The organism is Nocardia farcinica, assembly GCF_001182745.1.
GTDB classification, from domain to species: domain Bacteria; phylum Actinomycetota; class Actinomycetes; order Mycobacteriales; family Mycobacteriaceae; genus Nocardia; species Nocardia farcinica.
The window spans coordinates 1,583,418-1,607,182 of sequence record NZ_LN868938.1 but is presented as its reverse complement, the minus strand read 5'-3'; the positions used below and the strand labels follow the sequence as shown (position 1 = coordinate 1,607,182).

Annotated in this window: 21 protein-coding genes; 5 read left to right on the top strand and 16 right to left on the bottom strand. The window is 71.6% G+C overall.

The genetic code is table 11. The features are described from left to right. Positions 1-8 precede the first annotated feature (8 nt). Positions 9-689: an SDR family NAD(P)-dependent oxidoreductase gene (locus AMO33_RS07765; RefSeq protein WP_050768275.1), complete on the bottom strand. Its 681-nt coding sequence runs from the start codon at positions 687-689 to the stop codon at positions 9-11. A 259-nt stretch (positions 690-948) separates the two neighbouring features. Here AMO33_RS07765 and AMO33_RS07760 point away from each other — a divergent pair, with 259 nt between their 5' ends. Then, the gene (locus tag AMO33_RS07760) at positions 949-3,129 is read left to right on the top strand and encodes a malate synthase G (RefSeq protein ID WP_060591644.1); all 2,181 of its coding nucleotides are present in this window, start codon (positions 949-951) and stop codon (positions 3,127-3,129) included. Between the two features lie 245 nt (positions 3,130-3,374). Here AMO33_RS07760 and AMO33_RS07755 read toward each other — a convergent pair whose 3' ends face one another. The 4 genes from AMO33_RS07755 to AMO33_RS07740 form a co-directional block, all read right to left on the bottom strand. Next, positions 3,375-4,118: a PaaI family thioesterase gene (locus AMO33_RS07755; RefSeq protein ID WP_060591643.1), complete on the bottom strand. Its 744-nt coding sequence runs from the start codon at positions 4,116-4,118 to the stop codon at positions 3,375-3,377. 66 nt (positions 4,119-4,184) lie between these two features. Further along, positions 4,185-4,817: a DUF305 domain-containing protein gene (locus AMO33_RS07750; protein ID WP_060591640.1), complete on the bottom strand. Its 633-nt coding sequence runs from the start codon at positions 4,815-4,817 to the stop codon at positions 4,185-4,187. Beyond that, on the bottom strand, positions 4,814-6,388 hold the full coding sequence (locus AMO33_RS07745; protein ID WP_107103090.1) for an LVIVD repeat-containing protein: 1,575 nt from the start codon (positions 6,386-6,388) through the stop codon (positions 4,814-4,816). Before AMO33_RS07745 ends, AMO33_RS07750 begins: the two co-directional genes overlap by 4 nt. Positions 6,389-6,507: 119 nt before the next feature. Then, entirely contained in the window at positions 6,508-7,392 is an 885-nt protein-coding gene (locus tag AMO33_RS07740) for a hypothetical protein (RefSeq protein ID WP_060593365.1), read from the bottom strand. 293 nt (positions 7,393-7,685) lie between these two features. Here AMO33_RS07740 and AMO33_RS32045 point away from each other — a divergent pair, with 293 nt between their 5' ends. Next, a complete protein-coding gene (locus tag AMO33_RS32045; protein WP_011209040.1) occupies positions 7,686-7,853 on the top strand; it encodes a hypothetical protein in 168 nt (55 codons plus the stop codon). A gap of 191 nt (positions 7,854-8,044) precedes the next feature. Beyond that, on the top strand, positions 8,045-9,301 hold the full coding sequence (locus AMO33_RS07735; RefSeq protein WP_060591638.1) for a PucR family transcriptional regulator: 1,257 nt from the start codon (positions 8,045-8,047) through the stop codon (positions 9,299-9,301). 47 nt (positions 9,302-9,348) lie between these two features. On the opposite strand, the gene AMO33_RS07730 is transcribed toward AMO33_RS07735, so the two are convergent. Further along, positions 9,349-9,828, bottom strand: coding sequence for a hypothetical protein (locus tag AMO33_RS07730; RefSeq protein ID WP_060591635.1), 480 nt, complete (start codon positions 9,826-9,828; stop codon positions 9,349-9,351). Between the two features lie 371 nt (positions 9,829-10,199). Here AMO33_RS07730 and AMO33_RS07725 point away from each other — a divergent pair, with 371 nt between their 5' ends. Continuing rightward, complete coding sequence (locus AMO33_RS07725; RefSeq protein ID WP_060591632.1) at positions 10,200-11,135, top strand: alpha/beta hydrolase; 936 nt, start codon at positions 10,200-10,202, stop codon at positions 11,133-11,135. 58 nt (positions 11,136-11,193) lie between these two features. Here the strand turns inward: AMO33_RS07725 and AMO33_RS07720 are convergent, their stop codons facing one another. The 10 genes from AMO33_RS07720 to AMO33_RS07675 all read right to left on the bottom strand — a co-directional run bounded on the left by AMO33_RS07720 (position 11,194) and on the right by AMO33_RS07675 (position 22,815). Further along, entirely contained in the window at positions 11,194-12,258 is a 1,065-nt protein-coding gene (locus AMO33_RS07720; RefSeq protein WP_060591629.1) for a hemolysin family protein, read from the bottom strand. Beyond that, entirely contained in the window at positions 12,251-13,639 is a 1,389-nt protein-coding gene (locus tag AMO33_RS07715; protein ID WP_011209045.1) for a hemolysin family protein, read from the bottom strand. The genes AMO33_RS07720 and AMO33_RS07715 overlap by 8 nt, the downstream gene beginning before the upstream one ends. A gap of 212 nt (positions 13,640-13,851) precedes the next feature. Next, positions 13,852-15,288 carry a GuaB1 family IMP dehydrogenase-related protein gene (locus AMO33_RS07710; protein WP_060591627.1) on the bottom strand — a complete coding sequence of 479 codons (1,437 nt, stop codon included), beginning with the start codon at positions 15,286-15,288 and terminating at the stop codon, positions 13,852-13,854. Positions 15,289-15,341: 53 nt separating this feature from the next. Beyond that, positions 15,342-16,376: a DMT family transporter gene (locus AMO33_RS32520; RefSeq protein ID WP_060591623.1), complete on the bottom strand. Its 1,035-nt coding sequence runs from the start codon at positions 16,374-16,376 to the stop codon at positions 15,342-15,344. A 170-nt stretch (positions 16,377-16,546) separates the two neighbouring features. Continuing rightward, on the bottom strand, positions 16,547-18,049 hold the full coding sequence (locus AMO33_RS07700) for a DEAD/DEAH box helicase (protein ID WP_229434999.1): 1,503 nt from the start codon (positions 18,047-18,049) through the stop codon (positions 16,547-16,549). 224 nt (positions 18,050-18,273) lie between these two features. After that, positions 18,274-19,215 carry a M56 family metallopeptidase gene (locus AMO33_RS07695; RefSeq protein WP_011209049.1) on the bottom strand — a complete coding sequence of 314 codons (942 nt, stop codon included), beginning with the start codon at positions 19,213-19,215 and terminating at the stop codon, positions 18,274-18,276. Positions 19,216-19,311: 96 nt separating this feature from the next. Then, entirely contained in the window at positions 19,312-19,704 is a 393-nt protein-coding gene (locus AMO33_RS07690) for a BlaI/MecI/CopY family transcriptional regulator (protein WP_041560102.1), read from the bottom strand. A gap of 128 nt (positions 19,705-19,832) precedes the next feature. Further along, positions 19,833-20,672: an ABC transporter ATP-binding protein gene (locus tag AMO33_RS07685; RefSeq protein WP_060591617.1), complete on the bottom strand. Its 840-nt coding sequence runs from the start codon at positions 20,670-20,672 to the stop codon at positions 19,833-19,835. Continuing rightward, a complete protein-coding gene (locus AMO33_RS07680; RefSeq protein WP_060591615.1) occupies positions 20,669-21,772 on the bottom strand; it encodes a FecCD family ABC transporter permease in 1,104 nt (367 codons plus the stop codon). Before AMO33_RS07680 ends, AMO33_RS07685 begins: the two co-directional genes overlap by 4 nt. Continuing rightward, positions 21,769-22,815 carry a FecCD family ABC transporter permease gene (locus AMO33_RS07675; protein WP_011209053.1) on the bottom strand — a complete coding sequence of 349 codons (1,047 nt, stop codon included), beginning with the start codon at positions 22,813-22,815 and terminating at the stop codon, positions 21,769-21,771. The genes AMO33_RS07680 and AMO33_RS07675 overlap by 4 nt, the downstream gene beginning before the upstream one ends. A 107-nt stretch (positions 22,816-22,922) precedes the next feature. On the opposite strand from AMO33_RS07675, the gene AMO33_RS07670 reads away from it, so the two are divergent. Beyond that, complete coding sequence (locus AMO33_RS07670) at positions 22,923-23,633, top strand: hypothetical protein (RefSeq protein WP_060591613.1); 711 nt, start codon at positions 22,923-22,925, stop codon at positions 23,631-23,633. The last annotated feature ends 132 nt before the right edge of the window (positions 23,634-23,765 follow it).

The window sequence follows — 23,765 nt, the reverse complement described above, 5'->3', positions numbered from 1 at the left end:
GTGGCCCCTCATCGCCAGCCACCGTCGAGGGCGAGGGTGGCTCCGGAGGCGAACGAGGACGCCTCGGTGGCGAAGAACAATGCGGCGCCGATGATCTCGTGCGGTTCGCCGACCCGGCCGAGCGCGGTGTGCCGGGCCAGTTCGGCGCGCAGCTCGTCCGGCCAGGCGGCCGAGATGTCGGTGGCGAACGGGCCGCACTGGATGGTGTTGACCCGCACCGTCGGGCCGAAGGTCTGCGCCAGGCCCGCGGTGAGGGCGTTGAGCCCGGCCTTGGCGGCGGCGTAGGGCACGGCGAGCGGTTCCGGCCGGGCCGCCTCGATGGAGGAGATGTTGATGATGCTGCCGCCCGCGCCCGCGGCCATCCGCGCGCCGATCAGGGCCGAGAGCCGGAACGGACCCTTGAGATTCACCCCGATCACCTTGTCGAACAACGCCTCGCTCACCTGGTCCAGGCTCGGGTACAGCGGCGAGAGGCCCGCGTTGTTCACCAGCACGTCCACCCGGCCGAACTCGGCGTAGGCGGCCTCGGCCAGCGCGTCGCACTGCGCCCAGTCGCTGACGTTGGCCGCCACCGGGAGCGCGCGCCGCCCGTGCTGCTCGCGCACCTGCTCGGCCAGCGCGGCGCAGCCGTCGAACTTGCGGCTGGCGATCACCACGTCCGCGCCCGCCGCGGCGAAGGCCAGCACCATCTGCTTGCCGAGGCCGCGACTGCCTCCGGTGACCAGGACGACCTTGTCCGTGAGCGACACCAGCACTCCTTGCGTCGGGGAAACGGGGTTCCGGCCGAAATGTTCCGATCAGTACATTAAGGGCCCCGGCGGTGCCGGGCAAGGGGCGCCGCCCGGCCAACCCGCAGCTACGCCCTCGGCCCACGGAAAGGGGCCCACTACCGGTGGGTAATATGAATGCCGTCCTTTCCCACCCGGCTTCTCGGAAATGAGGCAGTAGATGACAGAGCGGATTCAGGTCGGCGGGCTCCAGGTGGCCAAGGTTCTCCACGACTTCATCGAGAACGAGGCACTGCCCGGCTCCGGCGTAGATTCCGCCGCGTTCTGGGCGGGTGCGGAGCAGGTGATCACCGATCTGGCTCCGCGCAACCGCGCCCTGCTGGCCGAACGCGACGAGATCCAGGGCAAGCTCGACGCCTGGCACGCGGAGCACCCGGGCGCGAACTACGACAAGGCCGCCTACAAGAACTTCCTCACCGAGATCGGTTACCTGCGGCCCGAACCCGCCGATTTCCAGATCACCACCCAGAACGTCGACAGCGAGATCGCCGAGACCGCGGGCCCGCAGCTGGTCGTGCCGGTGATGAACGCGCGCTTCGCGATCAACGCCGCCAACGCGCGCTGGGGCTCGCTCTACGACGCCCTCTACGGCACCGACGCCATCCCCGAGGACAACGGCGCGGAGAAGGGCACCGGCTACAACAAGGTGCGCGGCGACAAGGTCATCGAGTGGGCGCGCAACTTCCTCGACGACGCGGTCACCCTGATCACCGGCTCGCACATCGGCTCCACCTCGTACGCGATCGTCGACGGTGAGCTCGAGGTCGGGCTGGAGGACGGCACCACCATCGGCCTCGCCGACGCCTCGCAACTGGTGGGCTACCAGGGCGATCCGGCCAAGCCGACCTCGATCCTGTTGAAGCACAACGGCTTGCACATCGACATCCAGATCGATCCCGAGTCGCCGATCGGCAGCACCGACACCGCGGGCATCAAGGACATCGTGCTCGAGTCCGCCGTCACCACCATCATGGACTTCGAGGACTCGGTCGCCGCGGTCGACGCCGAGGACAAGGTGCTCTGCTACCACAACTGGCTCGGACTGATGCAGGGCACGCTGGCCGAAGAGGTCAGCAAGGGCGGCAAGACCTTCACCCGCACCATGAACCCCGACCGCGTCTACACCGCGCTCGACGGGTCCGAGCTGCGCCTGCACGGCCGCTCGCTGCTGTTCGTGCGCAACGTCGGCCACCTGATGACCTCCGACGCCATCCTCGACGCGCAGGGCAACGAGGTGCCCGAGGGCATCATGGACGGCCTGATCACCTCGCTCATCGCCAAGCACTCGCTGCGCGAGGACGTCGAGCTGAAGAACAGCCGCACCGGCTCGGTCTACATCGTCAAGCCGAAGATGCACGGCCCCGACGAGGTGGCGTTCACCAACGAACTGTTCGGCCGCATCGAGGACGTGCTCGGCCTGGCCCGCAACACCCTCAAGGTCGGCATCATGGACGAGGAGCGCCGCACCACGGTGAACCTGAAGGCCTGCATCGAGGCCGCCAAGGAGCGCGTGGTCTTCATCAACACCGGCTTCCTGGACCGCACCGGCGACGAGATCCACACCTCGATGGAGGCCGGGCCGATGGTCCGCAAGGCCGACATGAAGTCCCAGCAGTGGATCGCCTCCTACGAGGACTGGAACGTCGACACCGGCCTGGCCACCGGCCTGCCCGGCAAGGCCCAGATCGGCAAGGGCATGTGGGCCATGCCCGACCTGATGGCCGACATGCTCGCCCAGAAGATCGGCCACCCGAAGTCGGGCGCCAACACCGCCTGGGTGCCCTCGCCGACCGCCGCGACCCTGCACGCCACCCACTACCACCTGGTGGACGTGTTCAAGCGGCAGGCCGAGATCGCCAAGGGCGGGCGGCGCGCGAGCGTCGACGAGATCCTGGAGATCCCGCTGGCGGCGAACCCGAACTGGTCGCCGGAGGAGATCCGCCAGGAGCTGGACAACAACTCCCAGTCCATCCTCGGCTACGTGGTGCGCTGGATCGACCAGGGCGTCGGCTGCTCCAAGGTGCCCGACATCAAGGACGTCGCCCTCATGGAGGACCGCGCCACCCTGCGCATCTCCAGCCAGCTGATGGCCAACTGGCTGCGCCACGGCATCGTCACCGCCGACGAGGTGGTGGCCAGCCTGGAGCGGATGGCCCCGGTGGTGGACCGGCAGAACGCCGGCGACCCGAACTACCGCCCGATGGCGCCGGACTTCGACGGCAGCATCGCCTTCCAGGCGGCCAAGGAACTGATCCTGGAGGGCACCAAGCAGCCCAACGGCTACACCGAGCCCATCCTGCACCGCCGCCGCCGTGAGGCCAAGGCGCTCTCGCGGGTGTGAGCCGCTACCCTGGGCCACGCACTGCAATCGAGAGGTTAGGTATTCATGGGAAGCGTCGTTCTCGACATCGTCGCCTTGGTCACCAATCGTGCCGCGGCCTTCTGGAATTGGATGGCCACCGGCTCCGCGGGATTCCCCCCGCTGTGACCTGCCGCTGATCCCGGCGCAACGAACCCCCGGCCACTGGGCCGGGGGTTCGTTCGTTTCCGGGCGGTCGGGCGGTCAGGGCAGTGGATGCCGGGCGGTCAGGGCAGTGGATGCGGGGAGGGCTCGCGCGGCTCGATCCACAGCGCCTCGGCCACCGCGCACAGCTCGCCCGAGGACGTCGCCAGCGCCACCCCGACGGTGTGCTTGCGCCCCTCGACGGCCAGCGGCCAGGCGTAGCTGATGTGCGGCGCGCCCGCCTCGACCGGTGCGAGCACGGTGGTGGTCAGCGCGGCGGTCACCGATCCCTGCCGCATCCCGGTGAGGGTGAAGCCGACCCAGCCGCCGGGGCAGTCCATCGCCGCCCAGACGTTCTCCCTGCCCACCGTGCCGTCCGGACCGGCCAGCGCCGGATCGGGGGTCCAGGCGGAGACGACCAGGCCGCGCTCGCGCAGCGGCGCGGGGAACAACCGTAGGCCCCGGCCGGGCGGGCAGCCCTGCCCGCAGCCGTAGCAGTGCGTGTAGGGGCGGCGCGTGGAGCGCAGCGCGCGGTCGGTGGCGGCCTCGACCTCGGCGCGCGGCGGGCAGTCCGGGACGTCGAGGTCGAGGGTCGCGGGATGGGCTTCGGTGAGAACGGCGCCGTCGGCGTCGGTGAGGGCCAGGCCGCCGCGGGCGGTGCCGGTGCGGGTCAGTGGTGTGCCGACCGGCACCGCGCCGCGGAAGTCGACACGCAGGGTCTCGGCGGGGGAGTGGGCGGTGAGCACGCCGGCGACGTAACCGCCGAAGGCGACACCGGGATACCCGAACACGTGCTCGGGAATGGTGATCTGGTCCAGCTGGATCATGCGCGCGGTGGTGTCCTTCCCCTCGACCCGGACGTGGTCGAGCTGATCCGACGATACCGCCGCCGCTCAGGGCAGTGGCTGCCCGCCGAACTGCACCAGCAGCGCGTTGAGCACACCGAGCTCCTGACCCTGCTGCTGCACCATCGAGCGCGCGGTCTCCTTCACCGGCCCGCGCTCGAGCAGCGCGTCGGCGGCCCGCGCCATCGCCACCCCGCCCTCGTGATGGCGGATCATCAACTGCAGGAAGAGGATGTCGGCGTCGCGGCCGCGGGCGGCGGCGAGCGCGTCGAGGTCGGCGGTGCTCGCCATGCCCGGCATGCCACCGGCGGCCTCGTCCGGCCCGTCGTGCCGGTGTCCGGCGGGCAGCCAGCCCAGGTGCTCGGTGGGCAGCGGGGAGGCGCCCGCCAAGCGCAACCAGCCCAGCATCGTGCCGATCTCGATGCGCTGCGTGTCGGTGATCTGCCGGGCGAGCCGCCGCACGGTCGGGTCGGCGTCGGGCGCGAGCCGGTCGGCCATGAGCAGCGCCTGTTGATGGTGGGCGGCCATGTCCTGGGTGAATCCGGTCTCCACGGTGCTGAGCACCGGCGGCGCGGAGTGGCGTTCGGGCAGCACCAGCGGGCGCAGCGCCGCGCCGAGCACCAGCAGCGTCAGTGCGAGTGCGGCGGAGGCGGCGATCCGCATCGCGCGCGGCACGGTCACGACCCGACGACCGAGCGCTGATCCGGCGGCGGCGTGTACACCCCGTTCTCCAGTTGCAACACCATGAAGCCGTTGTCCGAGCAGGCCACGTAGAGCTGATCGCCGCGCCACTCCGGCGGCGAGAAGCACCAGTCGGTGGACACGTCGCCGAAGGCCAGCCTGCCGGTGCGCGGGGTGAGCGCGTCGTGCGGGTTGAACTCGCCCTCCAGCACCGCCCGCACCGCGGTCGGCGCGCTCATCAGCGGCACACCGATCAGCGAGGCCAGCGCGTGCGGGGAGTTCCACAGCTCGAGGTTGCGCCCGGTGCGGGCTGGCGGGTTGAAATAGGCGATCTCGCGGATCGCGAAGGGATCACGCACGTCGAACACCCGGATGCCGGAGGAGATCCACCCGCAGGCCAGCGCGGTCGGATTCACCTGCCGGTCGGCCGCGCAGTAGTGCGATTCGTAGGCGAAGGCCGAACCGCCCATCGAGGAGCCGATATTGCTGTCGATGTGCTGGGGCAGGTTGATCTCGAGCTTGAGCTTCGCGGCGACGTTCGGCGCGGTCTCGTCGGAGAGGTCGATCAGTTTGACCCCGCCGGAGCCGCCTTCGTCGACGGTGAACAGGAACGGTTCGCCGTCGTAGCTCACCGGGATGCTGTGCTGGGTGGCCCACCCGTCGGTCCAGAAGGTCCGCCCGATGTGGTGGACCTGCGGGTTCGGGTCGCGGCGCTGCACGGCGCCGACGTCGAGCACGGTGAAACCGCCCAGCGCGGACAGATACAGCCGGTTGCCGTCGGGGCTGACGCCGAACCCGTGCGCCTCGATGCCGGTGAGGCCCTGCCAGATCACCCGCGGGTTGGCGGGATCGGTGAGGTCGACGGCACTGAGGAAGCCGGGCACGATCCCCGAGGCCCAGTAGGTGCGCCCGTCCGGGGAGAAGCCGCCCTCGTGCGTGGTGATCGGCAGCGGCATCGCCGGGTTGGTGCCGGGCCCGGGGTTGAGCAGCCGGGGATGCGCGCAGTCGGAGACGTCGTAGACCGACAGGAAGCCGGCCCCGAGGAGCAGCGGCACGCCCGTGCCGACGAGCAGTTTCCGTTCGGTGTTGACCTTGAGGCTCTCCCAGGTGCCCGCGACCATGGCGGGTTCGGTGAGCGTGGCCGTGTGCCGGGGAGCGGCCGGATCGGACAGGTCGAGTACCTGCACGCCGCCGCCCTGCGTCAGCAGATTGCCGGGGAAGAAGGTGCCCAGGTAGGCGCAGTGCTCGAAGCTCGTGGAGGTGATGCCCGCGCCGTGGCCGGGATACCGGCCCACCATCGAGATGTTGCAGCTGTAGCCCATCGTGCTGCGGCCGCTGTCGCGGTCGGCGGCGGGCACGTCACCCTGCAGGCCGGGCTCGGGTCGCGAGCCGGGCCCGCAGTCCGCCCGCGGCACGGCGGTGCGGCCCACGTCGAAGAACTCCTGGACGGCCGTCTCGATGTCGGAGCGCAGATCCGCGCCCGCGCCGCCGGGCAGCATCATCGCGGCCAGCACACCGGCGACCAGCACGGCCAGCGGCCGGGCGCGGCGCATCCCGCTCGGAGAACGCATCGTCGCAATCCCCCCAACTTCCTTGTCAGGTGCCCGCCGGACCCGGCGGTGCGAACTGACTGCATGGTAATGAGAGGTCCGCAGCGCCGGAGGCGATTTCCGGGAACCGGGCGGACGCGTCAGGACGACACGGTCGCTGTCGCCGCCTCGACCGGATGCGCGAGCAACCGTTCACAGGCGGCACGCAGCCGGCCGCGCAGCCCGCCCGCTCGCTCGGCCAACGCCGCCTGACCGCGCACGTATTCGGCCCGCCCCGACGGTGTTTCGATCGGCACCGGCGCGTAGCCGTAGTCGCGCAGATCGTAGGGACTGGCCCGCATGTCCAGCTCGCGGGCCGCGCACGCCAGCTCGAAGCAATCCAGCAGCAGCGCCGAATCGATCAGCGGGACCAGTTTGAAACCCCACTTGTACAGATCCATGTTGGCGTGCAGGCAGCCGGGCTGTTCGACGGCGATCTGGTCGTCGCGGGTCAGCGCGGCCGCGTTGCGCCCGACGGCCTCCGGGGTGAAGAAGCGGTAGGCGTCGAAATGGGTGCAGCGCAACGACATCGATTCCACCACCGCGTCGGTGCCCGCCCGGCCCAGGCGCAACGGCACCTGCCGGTGCCTGACCTCGTCGGTGCGATACACCATCGCCCACTCGTGCAGGCCGAAGCAGGACAGCTGCGGTGGCCGGGCGGCGGTGGCGCGCAGCAGATCGGCGATGAACACCACGGTGTCCCGGCGCCGGGCCAGAAAAGCCGGATCGGCGGTGACGACGCCCCCGACCCGGTGGTAGCCGCGCGCCCCGTCGTACTCGCCCGCGCCGGCGAGCCCGACGCCGAAGCCGGGATGCCAGCGCCGCAACTGCGCGGGCTTGTGCCCGTAGTAGGTGAACAGGAAATCGATCACCGGGTGGTTCTGCCCGGCTCGGCGGCGTTCCAGGTACGGCCCGACCAACTCCTCGAAGCGCGCCCGATGCGCCCGCGCGCGTGCCCGCCACTCGGCCGGCGGCAATACCCGCAGGTCGGGAAGGTGATCGAGGGTGGTGCGCGTGCTCACCCCGCCATTGTCCCGCACCGGTTCGCGGGGGCCGAACGGGTGGGGATGGTCGGAGCGGAAAACAACGGGCATTCCTAGCCGATGCCGTGCGTGTCCGCTGCAAGCCGTCGTTGTGGATTTCTCCGACGATTCCGGCCGGCGCGATAGGGAAAGGCCGAAACATGAAAATCTGCTCCGGTGGTCGGGCGGCGCCGTGATCTGATCGAGATGTCCCGCAGATCGGGATGTTTCACCGAAGTTCGACCGAGGAAGTATCCATGAACTCCAGAATTGTCCGCTCGTTCGCAGTCGCTACGTTCGCGGTGGCCGTCGCGGCGCTCAGCACCGGCACCGCGTCCGCCGCCGCACCGGCCCCGGTGTCGGGTTCGGTGGAGGTGTGCCTGCCGTTGCCGCTGCCCGTGCTCGAAGTCAGCTTGTGCGTGTGACCGGCTAGACCGCGCGGAGCCGGTGTGGACGAGGGTCCGGGGCGTCCACACCGGCCCGGCGGTCGTTGTCGGCTTCCCTAAACGATCGCGTGTTCTTTTGCCGCTTGTCACAAGCGGAGCGGGGACCTCACAAATGGCCGACGCGGTAGTTTGGTCACTTGCCCAGTGAACTGGGTGGGAAGGATTCACTCATGGCTGCACCAACATCCATCGAACCGTTCTTGACCGCCGCGGGCCGCCCGGTCTCGACTCCGCTGAAAGATGTTCGTTCGGTCGCGCGGCAGATGGTCGTGCATTTCATCGAAAACGTCGCGCCGTGTGCCACGCTGCCCGGCGAAGCCCTCGACGGCGACGTCACCACCGTGACGCGCGTGTGCCTCGAACTGACCCGAAGCATGCTCGACGGGCGCGATCTGCCCGGCCGGGTGGAGCGGGTCCAGGCCGCCGCCGCCGACTGGGCCCGCGAAGGCATCCCGATCGACACCATCCACCATGCCGTGCACGAGGGCTTCAAACTCGGCTTCGACCTGCTGATCGCCAATGTCACCAGCCACGACTACGACACCCTGGTGGGGGTGATGCGGCGCCTGATGGACGCCCAGGACATGATCACCTCCGCGGTCTCGGCGGCCTATGTGCGCGAACTGCGTTCGGTGGTCAGCGAACACCACACCGCGGTGCACACCCTGACCTCGGCGCTGCTCGGCGGCCAGAACACCTCGACGATGGCCCGGGAATGCGGGATCGAGGTCGCCGACGAATACCACGTCGTGGCGCTGGAACTGCCGCCGCACGCCGAGGAATCCACACCGGGCCTGAACGCGAAAGTCGTCGCGCGGCGCAAGTTGCGGCGGGTGCAGGCCGAACTCGCGCACCGGTGCGACGGGAAGGTGCTCTCGTTGCTCAGTGTCGACGGCGGCACGCTGTTGTTGCCCGCCTCGGTATTCACCGCGAGCCAGGTGGACGAGCTGATCGGGCACCTCTCGGCGGCCGCCCAGGTGCCGGTGCGCGCGGTGGCGACCACGGCCGCGCCCGGCGAGATTCCGCGCGCCGCCGAACAAGTCCACGAACTCGTCGAAATCGTGCACCGGCTCGGCGAGCCGGGGAAGGTGTACCGGCCCCACGAATTGGCGTTCGAGTATCAGCTCACCCGCCCCGGGCCCGCCCGCGACTATCTGAGTTCGGTGGTGGATTCGCTCGAAGCGCACCCCGAACTGATGCAGACCCTCGAGGTGTACCTGGCCACCAACATGCAGCGCGCACGCACCGCCCGGCGATTGTTCGTCCACACCAACACCGTGGATTACCGCCTCAAACGAATCAGCCAGATGACCGGATTCGATCTCAACGACGTCACCGGATTGTGCTATCTGCGCGCCGCCCTGCTCATCCGCGCCCACCGCGGCGCGGGAAACTCCGAATTCTCCCCGGATACCCGCGCCAGCTGACCTCGCTCGGCCTCGGAATCGGATGGCGCATGGCATGCGCCGAACCGTCAGCTGATGTCGATGGTCCCGTCGAAGATCAGCGGGGTCGGGCCGGGCTGACAGCCGCGGAAGCTGGTGGTCGGCATCGGGATCCCGTAGCCGATCCGGTTGGGTTCACCGTTCTCGCCCTTGGTGACGGTGATCTGGATGGCCATCGAGTCGGGGGCGAAGACCATGACGGGTTCGGCGGTGGTGATCGGATACACGAGCGAGACGGTGTTGCCGTTGATCGTCAAGCAGGTCACCGGGCCGGTCACCCGGACCGGTAGCGGCATGTTGCCCAAGCGTCCGGTGGCGACGTAGGTGCCGGTCGCCGGGTCGGCGCCGGTGCCTTGGGCGTCGACGTGCAGCACGTTCAGGCCCATCACCTGCATGTTTCCGTTGATCGAAACACTGTCCGGTTCGGCGGAAGCCGACCCGGCGCCGGCGATGAGCGCGGCGGTCGCCAAGGCCGCGGCTGCCCCCAGTCGAGTGAGTGCGATAGCCATTGGTTTGCCTCCTGGGTCGATGGTTCCCTGGCCGCGGCTTACCCGGCCCGGCGGGATTCACGCTCGGCCACGCCGACCACTCCGCAGAATTCCGTGCGGTCCCCAGCAGCCGGTTCGACAGATCTTGCCGGTTATCGGGCCGCTTCGGGTGCGGCGGACGGGGGTGCTGGGGCACTATGGTGTTCACCGCTCTCTGTCGGTCGGGCGGTGTGCGCATGCCACCCGCTCGTTCGTCTTGTCCAGGTCAGCAGGGTGCGGAGCGCCGGGGCGAGGTCCGAGGTCCCCGAACAACCGCGGGATTCCGGCCTTGCGGGCCACGGCCGTCCGGTGCCGACACCGGCCGACGATGTCTCGCGCGCAGGGAGGACACCGTGGAGAAGGGCGTTCGCGGCTGGCTGATCGCCGCCGCTGTGCTGATCAGCGTGTCGGGCGGTGCCTCTCCCGCGCCCGCCGAGCCGGGAGCCGGGGTGATCGACGTGATGGCGCTGGCCCCGCGGGTCGACCAGGTGCAGGTGTACTCGCCGTCGATGGACGCCGTGGTGAGCAGCACGGTGATCCGGGCCGACGGACCGGCGCCCACGCTGTACCTGTTGGCCGGCGCCGGGGGAGGAACAGACGGGATCTCGTGGTGGAACCACACGGACGTGCGGCAGTTCTTCGCCGACAAGAACGTCAACGTCGTGATGCCGATCGGCGGCGGGTTCAGCTTGTACACCGACTGGCAGGCCGACGACCCGGTGCTGGGCCGGAATCGGTGGCAGACGTTCCTGACCCGGGAACTGCCCGCGGCGATGACGCCGTGGCTGGGAGCGACCGGCCGGGACGCGATCGCCGGGGTGTCGATGAGCGCGGCCTCGGCGATCGACCTCGCGATCCAGGCGGGGGACCGCTACCGCGCGGTCGCCGCCTACAGCGGCTGCCCCTGGCGCGCGGACCCGCCGGGCATGACCCTGGTCGCCGCCCAGGTGCTGCGCGGTGGCGGGAATCCGGTCAACATGTGGGGGCCGCCGGGGGATCCCGGCTGGCAATCGCACGACGCCTTCCGCAACGCCGGGGCACTGGCCGGCAAGACCGTCTATCTCTCGGCCGCCTCCGGCATCCCCGGCCCGATCGATCGGGGCGGTCTTCCGGCACCGACACTCGAGGCGATCGCGAGCACGTGCACCGCGGCGTTCGCCGATCGGCTCGCGGAACTCGGCATCGCCGCGGTGCACGTCGACCGGCCACTCGGTGCGCACACCTGGGGGCAGTTCGAGACCGACCTGCACGAATCATGGCCGCACCTGGCAGCCGCGCTGGGCGCATGAGCCGTCACCGTCGACCGAGGCCCGGCGTCGCACCCCGGCGCCACCCGAATTCGCGCCTTCAGTCCGAGAGACGGTGGGTGGTGTCGCGGACGGTGCCGACGAATTCCTCCACCAGGTCTTCCAGTGCGACGATGCCGCAGGTGTTGCCTCGGCTGTCGACCACGCGGCCGAGGTGGCTGCTGGTGCGGCGCAGCCGGGCCAGCGCTTCCACCAGCGGGGTGCCGATGCCGACGGTGGGCAGGGGGCGGATGTCGGTGCGGGGGATCGGGGTGTTCGGGCCCGCCTGTTCGTCGGCGACCTTGTCGAGCACGTCCTTGACATGCAGGTAGCCGACCAGGGAACCGTCGCTCGCGCGCACCGGGTAGCGGGAGAAGCCGGTCTCGGCGACCGCGGTCTCGATGTCGCCGAGCGTGGTGCCGTTGCCGCGCAACGGGACCGAGCGGGTGGTGGCCAGCGGCACCATCACGTCGGCGACGGTGCGCTCGGAGGTGCCGAGCGCCTGGGTGAGCCGGCGATGCTCCTCCTCGTCCAGCAGGCCCTCCGAGCGGGACTCGCCGATCATCTCGGCCAGCTCCACGCTCGACACGGTGGCGTCCAGCTCGTCCTTGGGCTCGATGCGCAGCATCCGCAGCGACAGGTTGGCCGCCAGGTTGTACAGCGCGATGAGCGGGCGGGCCAGCCGCAGGAACATCAGGTGGATCGGCACCAGCAGCAGCGCGGTGCGCTCCGGCCCGGCCAGGGCGATGTTCTTCGGGATCATCTCGCCCAGCAGGATGTGCAGGATCACCACGATGGTGAGCGCCAGCGCGAAGGCCACCGGGTGCAGCAGTTGGTCGGGCAGTCCGGCCAGCTCGAACGGCTTCTCCAGCAGATGCGCGACGGCGGGCTCGCCGACGCGGCCGAGCAGGATCGAGCAGATGGTGATGCCGAGCTGGGCGGCGGCCAGCATCATCGACAGGTTCTCACCGGCCTTGATGACGGTCATCGCGTTGCGTTTGCCCTGCGCCACCAGCGCCTCCAGCCGGTCGCGGCGCGCGGAGATCAGCGCGAACTCCGCGCCGACGAAGAACGCGTTGCCCGCCAGCAGCACGACGGTGAGCGCGACACCGAACAGATCACCCATGGCTGTGCTCCTGCAACGTGCGCGACACCAGTTCCTCGGCGGTGACCGGGATCAGCCGGACGCGGTCGATGCGCCTGCCGTCCATCCGCTCCACCCGGGCGATCCAGCCACCCTGTTCGGTCTCGTAGGGATGACGATGATGGGCGGGCGAATTCGGCAGCATCACCTCGTCGCCCACCTCGGGGATGCGGCCCAGGCGGGTCAGCACCAGACCGCCGAGCGTCTCGTACTCGCCCTCGGGCGCCTCGTACCCGGTCGCGCGGCTGACCTCGTCGATGCGCAGCAGGCCCGAGCAGTCCCAGCCGTCAGCGGTGCGCCGCACATCGCGTTCCTCCTCGTCGTGCTCGTCGCGCACGTCGCCGAGGATCTCCTCGATCAGATCCTCCATCGAGACCAGGCCCGCGGTGCCGCCGTATTCGTCGACGACCAGCGCCACCTGCATGCCGTGCGCGCGCACGCGTTCGAGCAGTTCGTCGCCGTCGAGACTGGCAGGCACCACCGGCACCGGCCGGGCGAGCAGGCGCAGCGGGATGGTCCGGCGCTGCGCCGCCGGCTGGGTGAAGGCCTGCTTGATGTGGACGACGCCCAGGGTGTTGTCCAGGTCGCCGTCGATGACCGGGAACCGCGAGTAGCCGGTGCGGCCGGCGGCGGCGAGGAGGTCGGCGATGGTGTCGTCCTTGTCCAGCGACTCGACCTTCACCCGCGGGGTCATCAGCTCTTCCGCGCTGCGCTCGCCGAACTGCAGCGAGCGGTCCATCACCTGCGCGGTGCGCTGGTCCAGCGCGCCACGCTGGGCGGAGGTGCGCACCAGGGAGCCGAGTTCCTGCGGGGAGCGTGCCGAGCGCAGCTCCTCGGCGGGCTCGACGCCGAGCCTGCGCACCACCCAGTTCGCGGTGCCGTTGAGGAAGTGGATCATCCACTTGAACACCACCGAGAAGCCGACCATCGGCCCGGCGGTGGCGCGGGCGGTGGCCAGCGGCTTGGCGATGGCGATGTTCTTGGGCACCAGCTCGCCGTAGATCATCGACAGCGAGGTGGCCAGCACCAGCGCCAGCGCCAGCGAGATGCCGCCCGCGGCGCTCTCGCCCAGGCCCACCGCGGTGAACACCGGCCGCAGCAGCCGCGCGAGCACGGGCTCGGCGATGTAACCGGTGATCAGGGTGGTGATGGTGATGCCGAGCTGGGCGCCGGAGAGCTGGAACGACAGCGTGCGATGGGCCTGGCGCACCATCCGCGCGCGGACGTCACCCTCGCGGGCGTGCGCCTCGACGGTGCTGCGTTCCAGGGCGGTGAGGGAGAACTCCGCGGCGACGAACAACGCCGTGCCCGCGGTCAGGGCGATGAAGCCGATGAGGCTGAGAACGGTCAGGACGGTGGACACGGTCAACACCGTCCGGGGAGAGCATGTGCAGCGACTGCGCCGGGTTGGTCACCCGGCTCGGTAGAGGAGCCCTCCTGAGTGGCGCCCTCGGACGCGGGTGACAACTTGTTCCTTTCGGGGTGCGGCGACGGGGGTGCCGGGCGAACCGGCATCCCTCATGGTACCGGGCGGGCGTGCCTGTCGCGTCGCCCGCCTCCGGCGCGTCCGTCCGCTCACCACCCGCTCGGCAGCGGCCGTCCCTCGGCGAATCCGGCGGCCGACTGCACCCCGAGCACCGCCCGGTGATGGAATTCCGGCAGGGTGCGGGCACCGGCGTAGGTGCACGCACTGCGCACGCCAGAGCAGATGTGGTCGATCAGGTCCTCGACGCCCGGCCGCTCCGGGTCGAGCCGCATCCGCGAGCTGGAGATGCCCTCCTCGAACAGTGCCTTGCGGGCCCGGTCGAAGCCGCTGTCGGTGGCGGTGCGGGCGGCCACGGCCCGCTTGGACGCCATGCCGAAGCTCTCCTTGTAGGCGTTGCCGTCCCGGTCGACGCGCAGGTCGCCGGGCGACTCGTAGGTGCCGGCGAACCAGGAGCCGATCATCACGTTGGACGCGCCCGCCGCCAGCGCCAGCGCCACGTCGCGCGGGTGCCGCACGCCGCCGTCGGCCCACACGTGCACACCGACTTCCTTTGCCGCGGCAGCGCATTCGGCCACCGCCGAGAACTGGGGGCGGCCCACGCCGGTCATCATCCTGGTGGTGCACATCGCGCCGGGGCCGACACCGACCTTGACGATGTCGGCGCCCGCCTCGGCCAGATCGCGGGTGCCCTGCGCGGACACGACGTTGCCCGCCGCCAGCGGGACGCCGAGCCCGAGCCCGGCGACCGCGCGCAGCGCCTCGAGCATCTTCTCCTGGTGGCCGTGCGCGGTGTCGATCACCAGCAGGTCGGCGCCGGAGTCGACCAGCGACTTCGCCTTGGCGGCCACGTCGCCGTTGATGCCGACGGCGGCGGCGATGCGCAGCTTGCCCTCGGCGTCGACGTTGGGCTGGTAGATGCCCGCCCGCACGGCGCCGGTGCGGGTCATCACGCCCGCCAGCGCGCCGTCCTCGGTGGTCAGCACGGCCAGCTGCGCGTGCTCGGCCTCGAGCAGATCGAACAGCGCGCGGGGCGAGGTGCTCGCGGGCGCGGACACGAAGTCGGTGCGGGCCACCTCGCGCAGCCGGGCGAACCGGTCGACGTCGGTGCACGACGCCTCGGTCACCACACCGACCGGCTTGCCGTCCTCGACCACCACGACCGCGCCGTGCGCGCGCTTGTGCATCAGGGCGAGGGCCTCGGCCACCGAGTGCTCGGGCTCCATCGACACCGGGGTGTCGGCGGTGAGCGAGCGGCTCTTGACGTAGCCGATGGTGTCGGCGGCCGCGTCCAGCGGAAGGTCCTGCGGCAGTACGACGATGCCGCCGCGGCGGGCGACCGTCTCGGCCATCCGGCGCCCCGCGACGGCGGTCATGTTCGCCACGACGATGGGAATGGTGGTGCCCGATCCGTCCACGCTCGACAGGTCGACGTCGAAGCGCGACGCCACATCCGTCCGGTTCGGGACGAGGAAGAGGTCGTCGTAGGTCAGATCGTAGGGCGGCTGGTGTCCGGGGAGGAACTGCACTCGACCGATAGTAACGATCGGCCGGACAACGCGCCCGTTTCGGCCGGGTCGCGCTATTCGGCGGCTTGTGCGTGGGCCAGGCGCACGGTGGTCACGCACAGCACGGCCACCGATGCGACGACGACCACGAGCCCGAATCCGTCGGTGCGCAGCCGTTCGTCGAGCACGGTCAGGCCGAGGAACGCGGCGGCGAGCGGTTCGGCGATGGTGGCGGCGGGCAGCGCCGCGGCGATGCTGCCCACCTGGAATGCCCGCTGCTGCACGTAGACGCCGACCACGCCCGCCGCGACCAGCGCCCACGTCTGCCACGTGGTGAGTACCGCGCCGAGTCCGTGCGTGAACCGGCCCGCGACGAAGTCGGTGAGCGCGGCGGCGAGACCGAACAGCGCGCCACCGGCCGCACCGAACAGCAGCGGGGCGCGCGAGGCGGAACGTGGGGATGCCGGGGGCGGGCGCTGAACCGATCGAGCGACCGTCCCGGCGGGCGTGGACTCCGCCGCGGGGGAGCCCTCGGGCGGCGGTCCCGTCGACCGGGTGGTGGGCTCGGCCGGAGGGGTGCCGCGCGGCGTGGGCTGGTCCGGTGGTCGACGCGGCGTGTGCGCGGGGTCGGCCGGCTCCGGGGTTGGGCTCCTGCTGCCCGCGACCACGGCGAGGATTACCGCGCCCAGCAGGACCGCCGACGGCACGGCCCAATCACGCAGCGGGGCAGTGGGATTCCCGGAGGTGGGCGCGCCGACGACGAGGAAGCACCCGAGCGCGGCGAGCAGCAACAGTGCCGCCGCCCAGGTCCGGCGACCGACCGTCCTGTGGTCGACCCGGGCCGCGATCGGCAGCGCGAACACCAGCGAGGTCACCAGCAGCGGTTGGACGAGCAACACCGGACCGAGCGCGAGCGCGGCCACCTGCAGCCCGTAGCCACCGCCGTCGCCGACGATCCCCGCCCACCAGCGTGGGCTCCGCAGCAGCGTCCGCACCAGTGAATCGCCCGCAGGCACCGCCGCCGCGGCCCGCTGCTGCGCCACGGCCGCCACCGCGAACAGCAGTGCCGCCGCCAGCGCGCAGACGATCGACCAGATCGGATGCTCCACCCATCCAGTTTGCCGTCCGGTAGCCGACCAGGTTCGCGAGTCGCCGCAGCTCGGCGAGTCGCGAAACCCGGGCGTGTCTCAGTCGGACGAGGGGGCCGCCGCCCGGCGTGGCCGGCGGCACCGGTGGGCGGGGTGACAGACCGTGCGCGACCTCCGGGCCGCGCCCGGCGTCATCCCTGGGCGCGCCTGCGGCGGCTACCGGTCGGGGCGCCGGTGTGCCGGGCGGGGCGGCCGGGGTGCCCACCGCGCGTGCCGCGGGCTTCGGCGTTGCCTTCCGCGCGGCGGGAGCCGGTGCGGGCGCCGCCCGTCTCGGCCGCGGCGCGTCCGCGGGCGGGGCGATCGGCGTGGCTGCCCACGGCCTCGGTGGTGCGGGCGCCGCCGCGGCCGCGGCGGGCCGAGCCGACGCGGTGGGTGGTGACGGCGCCGCGGCTCTGCGGAGCCTGCTGCGGCCCGCCGGGCGGAGTGGGCGCGGGGACCGGCACCCCGGAGGGCGTCCGCGCGCCGGTGATCTCGCGCAGCGCCGGGTGGCCGGGGGTGACGTTCACCCCGACCACGTCCACGCCCGCCTTGCGGGTCATCTTCTCCACGTCGGCGCGCTCGTCCTCGGTCACCAGGGTGACCACCACGCCGTCCTCGCCCGCGCGCGCGGTGCGGCCCGCCCGGTGCAGGTATGCCTTGGGCTCTGCGGGCGGATCGGCGTGCACGACCAGCGAGATGCCGTCGACGTGGATGCCGCGGGCGGCCACGTCGGTGGTCACCAGCACCGGCACCGAGCCGTCGGCGAACGCGGCCAGGGTGCGGGTGCGGTTGTTCTGGGCCTTGCCGCCGTGCAGCGCCCCGGCGGCGATGCCCGCCGCGCGCAGCTGCTTGGCGAGCCGGTCGGCGCCGTGCTTGGTGCGCACGAACAGGATCGTCAGGCCCTCGCGCGCGGCGATCTCGGCGATCACCGCCCGCTTGTCGGCCTTGCGCACGTACAGCAGGTGGTGCGACATGGTCGCCACCGACGCCGAGGGCGGCGCGGTGGAGTGCGTGACGGGGTTGCGCAGGTAGCGCTTGACCAGCTTGTCGACCTCACCGTCGAGGGTCGCCGAGAACAACAGCCGCTGCCCGTCGGCGGGGGTGCGGTCGAGCAGCCGGGTGACCTGCGGCAGGAAGCCCATGTCGGCCATGTGGTCGGCCTCGTCGAGCGCGGTGATCGATACGTCGTCGAGCGCGGCCGCGCCCTGGGCGATCAGGTCGGACAACCGGCCGGGGGTGGCGATGAGCAGGTCGACCCCGCGGGCGAGCCGATCGGCCTGGCGCTTGATCGGCGCGCCGCCGACCACGGAGGCGACCCGCAGGCCCAGCGCGAGGGCGGGCTCGTCGAGGGCGCGCTCGATCTGGGCGGCCAGTTCCCGGGTGGGTACGAGCACCAGCCCGCGCGGGCGGCGCGGCGCGGCGGCGTTACCCGCCAGGCGCACCAGCATGGGCAGGCCGAAGGCCAGGGTCTTGCCGGAGCCGGTGGGGCCGCGGCCGAGCACGTCCTTGCCCGCGAGGGCGTCGGGCACGGTGGCGGCCTGGATGGGGAAGGGGGCGTCGATGCCGTTGCGGCGCAGGGCCTGGACGAGCACGGCGGGCAGGCCCAGTTCCGCGAAGGTCACGGTGGGCGTCGCGGCGTCGGGCGAGGTGGTCACGGAGATGGAGCCTTTCGTGGCGCGGCGCACCGGGGCGCCGCGGGGGAGAGCCACGCCGGTGGGCGCGGCCCGTGCGCGCCGGACCGTCGCGATCGTCGCTGCGGAGGGTGCGCCCGCGCGCTGCCCTGCGGAGAACCGGGGCCTGCTCGCGGTGGAGGAAACGTTCGTACTCGGGCGGTGGAGTCCGCTCGGTGGGGAACGGCTGTCGGCTCAGCGGGAAACGCTCAGCTGTTGAACAGCCGACTGAGTTCGACCAACCACGGTACCGCGACAGCCAGCGTCGGCACCACCAGGATGGCGATCGAACCGAGATACGCGGCTGTGGCGATGCGCACATCGCCACTGCCACCCTGGCCCAGCCGCTGCACGCGGATCAGTGTGGTCGGCCCGCCGGCGGCCAGCGCCCCTTGCGGCGCAGTGGATTTCGCGCAGGCGACCAGCGCGCGGGCCAGCGGCGCCGGACCGGTGACCTTGACCGCGGAATCGTCGGCGAGCAGTTCGATGAGCAGTTTCACCGATCCCAGCGCCGCCTTGCTGCGCACCACCCGCGGGAACGCCTCGTGCACGGCGGTGAACGCCTCGAGCACGAGATCGTGGCGGGCGCGCAGGTGCGAGCGCTCGTGGCTGACGATCGCGGTGACCTCCGGGTCGGCCAGATTCGTCAGCGTGCCCTCACTGAGCACCACCCGCTGGCGCAGGCCGGGCAGGCAGTAGGCGATCGGTTCGGTGGCCGCCAGCACGCGGATGTCGTGCGCGCGCCTGCGCGGCCCGCTCTGGTCGAGCAGGTCGACCAGCATGCGGTGCTTGGCCCGCCGTCTGCGGGTGTGCACGCCGACCCGCACGATGGAGAAGATCAGGCGCGCGCCGACGAGCAGCGTGAGCGCGAAGACGACGACGTAGGCCAGCCACAGCGGAAAGCCGAGCGCGTCGATCTCCCGGGTGGGGGAGGTGGTTGGCCGCCCGTCGGGGCCGGGGACGAGCAGTTCGGCGGCGATCGCCAGACCCGACCCGAACGCGCTCAGGACCGCGGCCAGCGCGATGGCCTGCCAGAGGACCAGCGCCGCGCGCGGCGTGCGATACGGCCACTTGGCGCGACTGAGCAGCGCGGGGGCGGGCCCCGCGAGAAGCAAAGCGAGACCGGCGAAGACCGGCGCGGTTGCGTTCATCGACTCAGCTCACTGCGTTGTGGGGGGCCGAGGGCTCACGGCGTTGTGCGCCCCGGGGCACGAAGCCGCCCCCATACTACTGGGCGGCCTGCCGTGCTACTCGCCCGGCGGTGAGGTGCCCTCGGCGGCCTCGAGCTTGGCCAGCGCCTCACGCAGCGCGTCGGCCTCGTCGGGGCCGACCTGTTCCACGAAGTGCACGAGCGCGGCGGCGCGGCTGCCCGCCTCCTCGGCCTGTTGCAGCGCGTCCACCATCAGGCTGGCGACGAGTTCGTCGCGGGTGTGCACGGGGGCGTACCGGTGGGCGCGATCGTCGCGGCGCTGGACCACGAGGTTCTTCTTCGCCAGCCGTTGCAGCACGGTCATCACCGTGGTGTACGCGAGTTCCCGGCGTGCGGCCAGCGCCTCGTGCACCTGCCGGACGGTTTGCGGTTCGTCACTGGACCACAACTGGTCCATGACCGCCTTCTCGAGTTCACCAAGACCTGCCATTCCCCAAGTTTACGGACTCAACGACACGAACGCGTACTACACCCTGTCGTAACTGTCCGATTGCTGGTGTGGTATTGCTCATACCGACCGCCCCGCTGTGGCCTGGAACGGCCCCGGCGACCTCCCGGTCAGGCGGGGCGGGCGGCGCCGGGGCGGACGTGCCGGGTGCCGATCGGCACGATCATCGGCCGTCCGGAGACCGGGTCCTCGAGCACCGAGGCGTCGAGGGTGAACACCTCGCGCAGCAGCTCGGCGGTGATGATGTCGCCCGGACTGCCCTGGGCCACGATGCGCCCGTCGTGCATGACCACGAGCCGGTCGCTGTAGCGGATGGCCAGATTCAGGTCGTGCAGCACCATGACGACGGTGCGGCCGAGTTCGTCGTGCAACCGGTCGACCAGGTCGAGCACCTCGAGCGAATGCGCCAGGTCGAGGTAGGTGGTCGGCTCGTCCAGCAGCAGGATGTCGGTGCCCTGGGCCAGCGCCATGGAGATCCAGGCGCGCTGGCGCTGGCCGCCGGACAGTTCGTCCAGCGGCCGGTCGGCCAGGTCGGCGATGCCGGTCTGTTCCAGCGCGGCCAACACCTCGGTCTCGTCGTCGGCCGACCACTGCCGCAGCCAGGACTGGTGCGGATGCCTGCCGCGGGCGACCAGGTCGGCGACGGTGAGGCCCTCGGGCGCGACCGGGGTCTGCGGCAGCATGCCGACGATGCGGGCGACGTCCTTGGTCTTCATCGACGAGATCGCCTTGCCGTCCAGCAGCACCTGGCCGGCGCTCGGGCGCAGCAGCCTGCCCAGCGAACGCAGCAGGGTGGACTTGCCGCACCCGTTCGGGCCGATGACGGTGGTGACCACGCCCGGCGCGATGTCCAGGCTGAGCCCGTCGACGATGACGCGATCGCCGTAGCCGAGGCGGATGCCCTGGGCGCCGAGCTGGTGCGCGGCGGCACCGGTGGTGGTGACGGTCATGTCAGGGTCGCCTTCCGATTCATGCGCACGAGCAGGTAGAGCAGGAACGGCCCGCCCGCACCGGCGGTGACGATGCCCACCGGCAGGTCGACGGGGAACAGGGTGCGCGCGGCCACGTCCGCCCCGACCACCAGGATGGCACCCACCACCGCCGACCCGATCAGCGGTTCACCGGCGGTGCGCAACAGGCCGCGGGCGATCTGCGGTGCCGCGAGCGCGACGAAGGCGACCGGCCCGACGGCCGCGGTGGCCACCGAGGCGGCCACGACGGCCGCGCCGACGAGGATCGCCTGCTGGGTCTGGATGCGCACACCCAGGATGCGGGTGGTGTCGGTGCCCATCCGCATCGCCGCCAGCGTGCGGGCCGAGGCCAGCGCGACGAGCGTGACCACGGCCAGTGCGACCGCCGCGGGGAGCAGGCGGTCGTGGTCGGCGCCGTTGAGCGTGCCGGTCAGCCACTGCTGCGCGCGGGCGGCGTCCTCCGGTTTTGCCTGCGCGACCAGCCAGCTCACCCCGGCGCCGAGCAGCGCGTTGACGCCGATGCCGATGAGCACGAAGCGCAGTCCGGTGGTGCCTGCCTCGCCGCCCGGAGTGCGGCCCCAGGCCAGCAGATAGATGAGCACGGCCGTGCCGATCCCGCCGACCAGGGCGGCCAGCGGGGCGCCGACCGTCGCGGCCAACCCGGTGGCGCCGCCGGTGCCGACCAGCACCGCGACCGCGCCGAGGCTCGCGCCGGTGGTGATGCCGAGCAGGTCCGGGCTGGCCAGCGGGTTGTGCAGGATCGACTGGGTGATCGCGCCGGCCAGCGCCAGCGCCGCGCCGATCACCAGCGCGGTGAGCGCGCGGGGCAGCCGCGACTCCAGCACGATGAACCGCTGCGAGCGGGTGCCCCCGCCGCCGAGCACGTCCAGCACGCGGCCGAGCGGAATGGTGGTGTCGCCGAAGGCGATGTCGCAGCAGAACAGCAGGAACGCCAGCGCGGCCAGCACCGCCACGATCGCGATCATCCGCGGCCGCAGCACCAGCGAGACGGGCCCGACCCGCAGCGCGGGCCGCACCCGCCGGAGCGCGGTGTCGGGGTCCTGCACCGTGACGTTCACAGGCTCACCAACTTCCTGCGGCGCACCAGGGCGATGAAGTAGGGCGCGCCGACGACCGCCAGCATCACGCCCACCTGCAACTCGCCCGGCCGTGCGACGATCCGGCCCAGCGTATCGGCGCACAGCAGCAACACCGCGCCGAGCAACGCGGAATAGGGGATGAGCCAGCGGTGGTCCGGCCCGGTGAAGGCTCGCGCGATGTGCGGGACGACCAGCCCCAGGAACGCGATCGGCCCGACCGCCGAGGTCGCCGCGCCGCACAGCAGCACGACCGCGGTGAAGCCGAGCGCCCGGCTGCGGGCGATGTTCATGCCGAGTCCGCGTGCGACATCGTCGCCGAGACCGAGCAGGTTCAGGCCGGGCGCCGCCGCCGTCGCCAGGACCGCGCCCACCGCGATGAACGGCAGTACCTGCCAGAACACCGCGGCATCGCGCCCGGCGACCGTGCCGACCACCCAGAACCGGTAGGTGTCCAGCGCGGTCGCGTCGAACAGCACCACCGCCTGCGTCATCGCCTGGAGGAAGGCCGTCATCGCGGCGCCGGCCAGCACCAGGCTCAGCGGACTGGCCTTGCCGCCGCCGAGCGAGGACGCGCCGAACACCGCGAGCCCGGCCAGCAGCGCGCCGGCCATCGCGAACCAGATGTACTGCTCGGGGTCGGTGAAGGCGAACAGGTACACGCTCAGTGCCGCGAGGAACGCGGCGCCGGAATTGAGGCCGAGCAGGCCCGCGTCGGCGAGCGGGTTGCGGGTGTAGCCCTGGATGAGAGCACCGGTGGCGCCGAGGGCCAGGCCCGCGACGAGTGCCAGTGCCGTGCGCGGAATCCGCAGGCCGCGCACGATTTCCTCGGTGGTGGAGGCGGCCGGGCAGGTGAACGGCCCGTCCGCGCACCCCAGCGCGTGCGCGACCGCCTCGTAGACGGTGCCGGGTGCGATGGCGCGCGCGCCGAGGGCGACGCTGGCCAGGGCGGCCAGCGCCAGCAGCGCGAGCAGGGCCAGCAGGCCGACGCGGCGTCGTCGCCGCACGGTGCCAAGGGTTGTCACGGCGACGACGTGCTCCTGCCTCGATCTGGTGCCAGGGGTTCAGGTCTGGTAAGCCTAACCTATCTTCCCGCTCCGACTCCATCGCGGAGCCGACCCGAGGAGGTTCGATGACCGAGCCCGTGACCAGCATCCCCGATCGTTACGCCGACCCGGTGTTCGGGCGTGCCTGTTCCCGGCTGCGCGCGCTGCAGCCGGACCATCCGCGCGTCTACGCCGTGGCCGCCGTCGCCGAACACGGCCGCCGCCGCTGGTGGAAACTCTCGGAGGGGTTGCGCGAGGGCCGCATCGAGCTGATGTACCGGCGCCACGCCGCCGAGATGACCAACGCCGAGGTCGCCGCCGAGGTGGTCGCGACCGCGCTCATCCACGCCGTCGTCGGCCGGGTGGCCGCGCTGCTGGTGATGGAGGGCCGCGCCTGGGATCCCGGCCCGGAGAACCTGTGGGTGCACAACGACAACGACGGCGGCATCGACTGGGCGGGCCTGGAGGACACCACGATCCGCGTCCTCGACGACGACCCGCTGGTCGGCGCGCACGGCGTCGTCGGATTCCCGTGCGAGCGGGCGATGTCGGTGTGGCTGGCGCACCGCTGCGAGGCGTCGCTGGCGCTGGTGCACCACGGGCTGTCGCGCTGTTCGGGGCTGAGCGCGCGCCGATTCTGGTCGCTGGTGGGCGAATCGGTGGTCGGCGCCGCCACCTACGTGCCGGATCTGGCGCGCACCGATTCGGTGCTGGGGGCGCGCCGCGGGCAGGGACTGCTGGTGGCACTCGAGGAGCGGGGGTTGCCGGTCCGCCGCAGTGCTTGCCTGCTGGGCTGAGCGGGGCGGACGCCGGAATTCGACACGGGAGACCTCGACGCTCTTGCAAGTTAGGTAAGCCTGTCCTATAGTCAATCCCGGCGTGAGGATCGAGCGAGAGTCCTGAGGGCTGCAGTGACCCCCGATCCGTTG

Excerpts from the sequence above, each read along its gene's own strand:
- AMO33_RS07670 (WP_060591613.1), top strand. The coding sequence starts at position 22,923 with ATGACCGAGCCCGTGACCAGCATCCCCGATCGTTACGCCGACCCGGTG.
- AMO33_RS07685 (WP_060591617.1), bottom strand. The coding sequence starts at position 20,672 with ATGACCGTCACCACCACCGGTGCCGCCGCGCACCAGCTCGGCGCCCAG.
- AMO33_RS07720 (WP_060591629.1), bottom strand. The coding sequence starts at position 12,258 with ATGGGTGATCTGTTCGGTGTCGCGCTCACCGTCGTGCTGCTGGCGGGC.
- AMO33_RS07760 (WP_060591644.1), top strand. The coding sequence starts at position 949 with ATGACAGAGCGGATTCAGGTCGGCGGGCTCCAGGTGGCCAAGGTTCTC.
- AMO33_RS32045 (WP_011209040.1), top strand. The coding sequence starts at position 7,686 with ATGAACTCCAGAATTGTCCGCTCGTTCGCAGTCGCTACGTTCGCGGTG.
- AMO33_RS07735 (WP_060591638.1), top strand. The coding sequence starts at position 8,045 with ATGGCTGCACCAACATCCATCGAACCGTTCTTGACCGCCGCGGGCCGC.
- AMO33_RS07690 (WP_041560102.1), bottom strand. The coding sequence starts at position 19,704 with ATGGCAGGTCTTGGTGAACTCGAGAAGGCGGTCATGGACCAGTTGTGG.
- AMO33_RS07745 (WP_107103090.1), bottom strand. The coding sequence starts at position 6,388 with ATGCGTTCTCCGAGCGGGATGCGCCGCGCCCGGCCGCTGGCCGTGCTG.
- AMO33_RS07765 (WP_050768275.1), bottom strand. The coding sequence starts at position 689 with ATGGTGCTGGCCTTCGCCGCGGCGGGCGCGGACGTGGTGATCGCCAGC.
- AMO33_RS07695 (WP_011209049.1), bottom strand. The coding sequence starts at position 19,215 with ATGAACGCAACCGCGCCGGTCTTCGCCGGTCTCGCTTTGCTTCTCGCG.
- AMO33_RS07755 (WP_060591643.1), bottom strand. The coding sequence starts at position 4,118 with ATGATCCAGCTGGACCAGATCACCATTCCCGAGCACGTGTTCGGGTAT.
- AMO33_RS07730 (WP_060591635.1), bottom strand. The coding sequence starts at position 9,828 with ATGGCTATCGCACTCACTCGACTGGGGGCAGCCGCGGCCTTGGCGACC.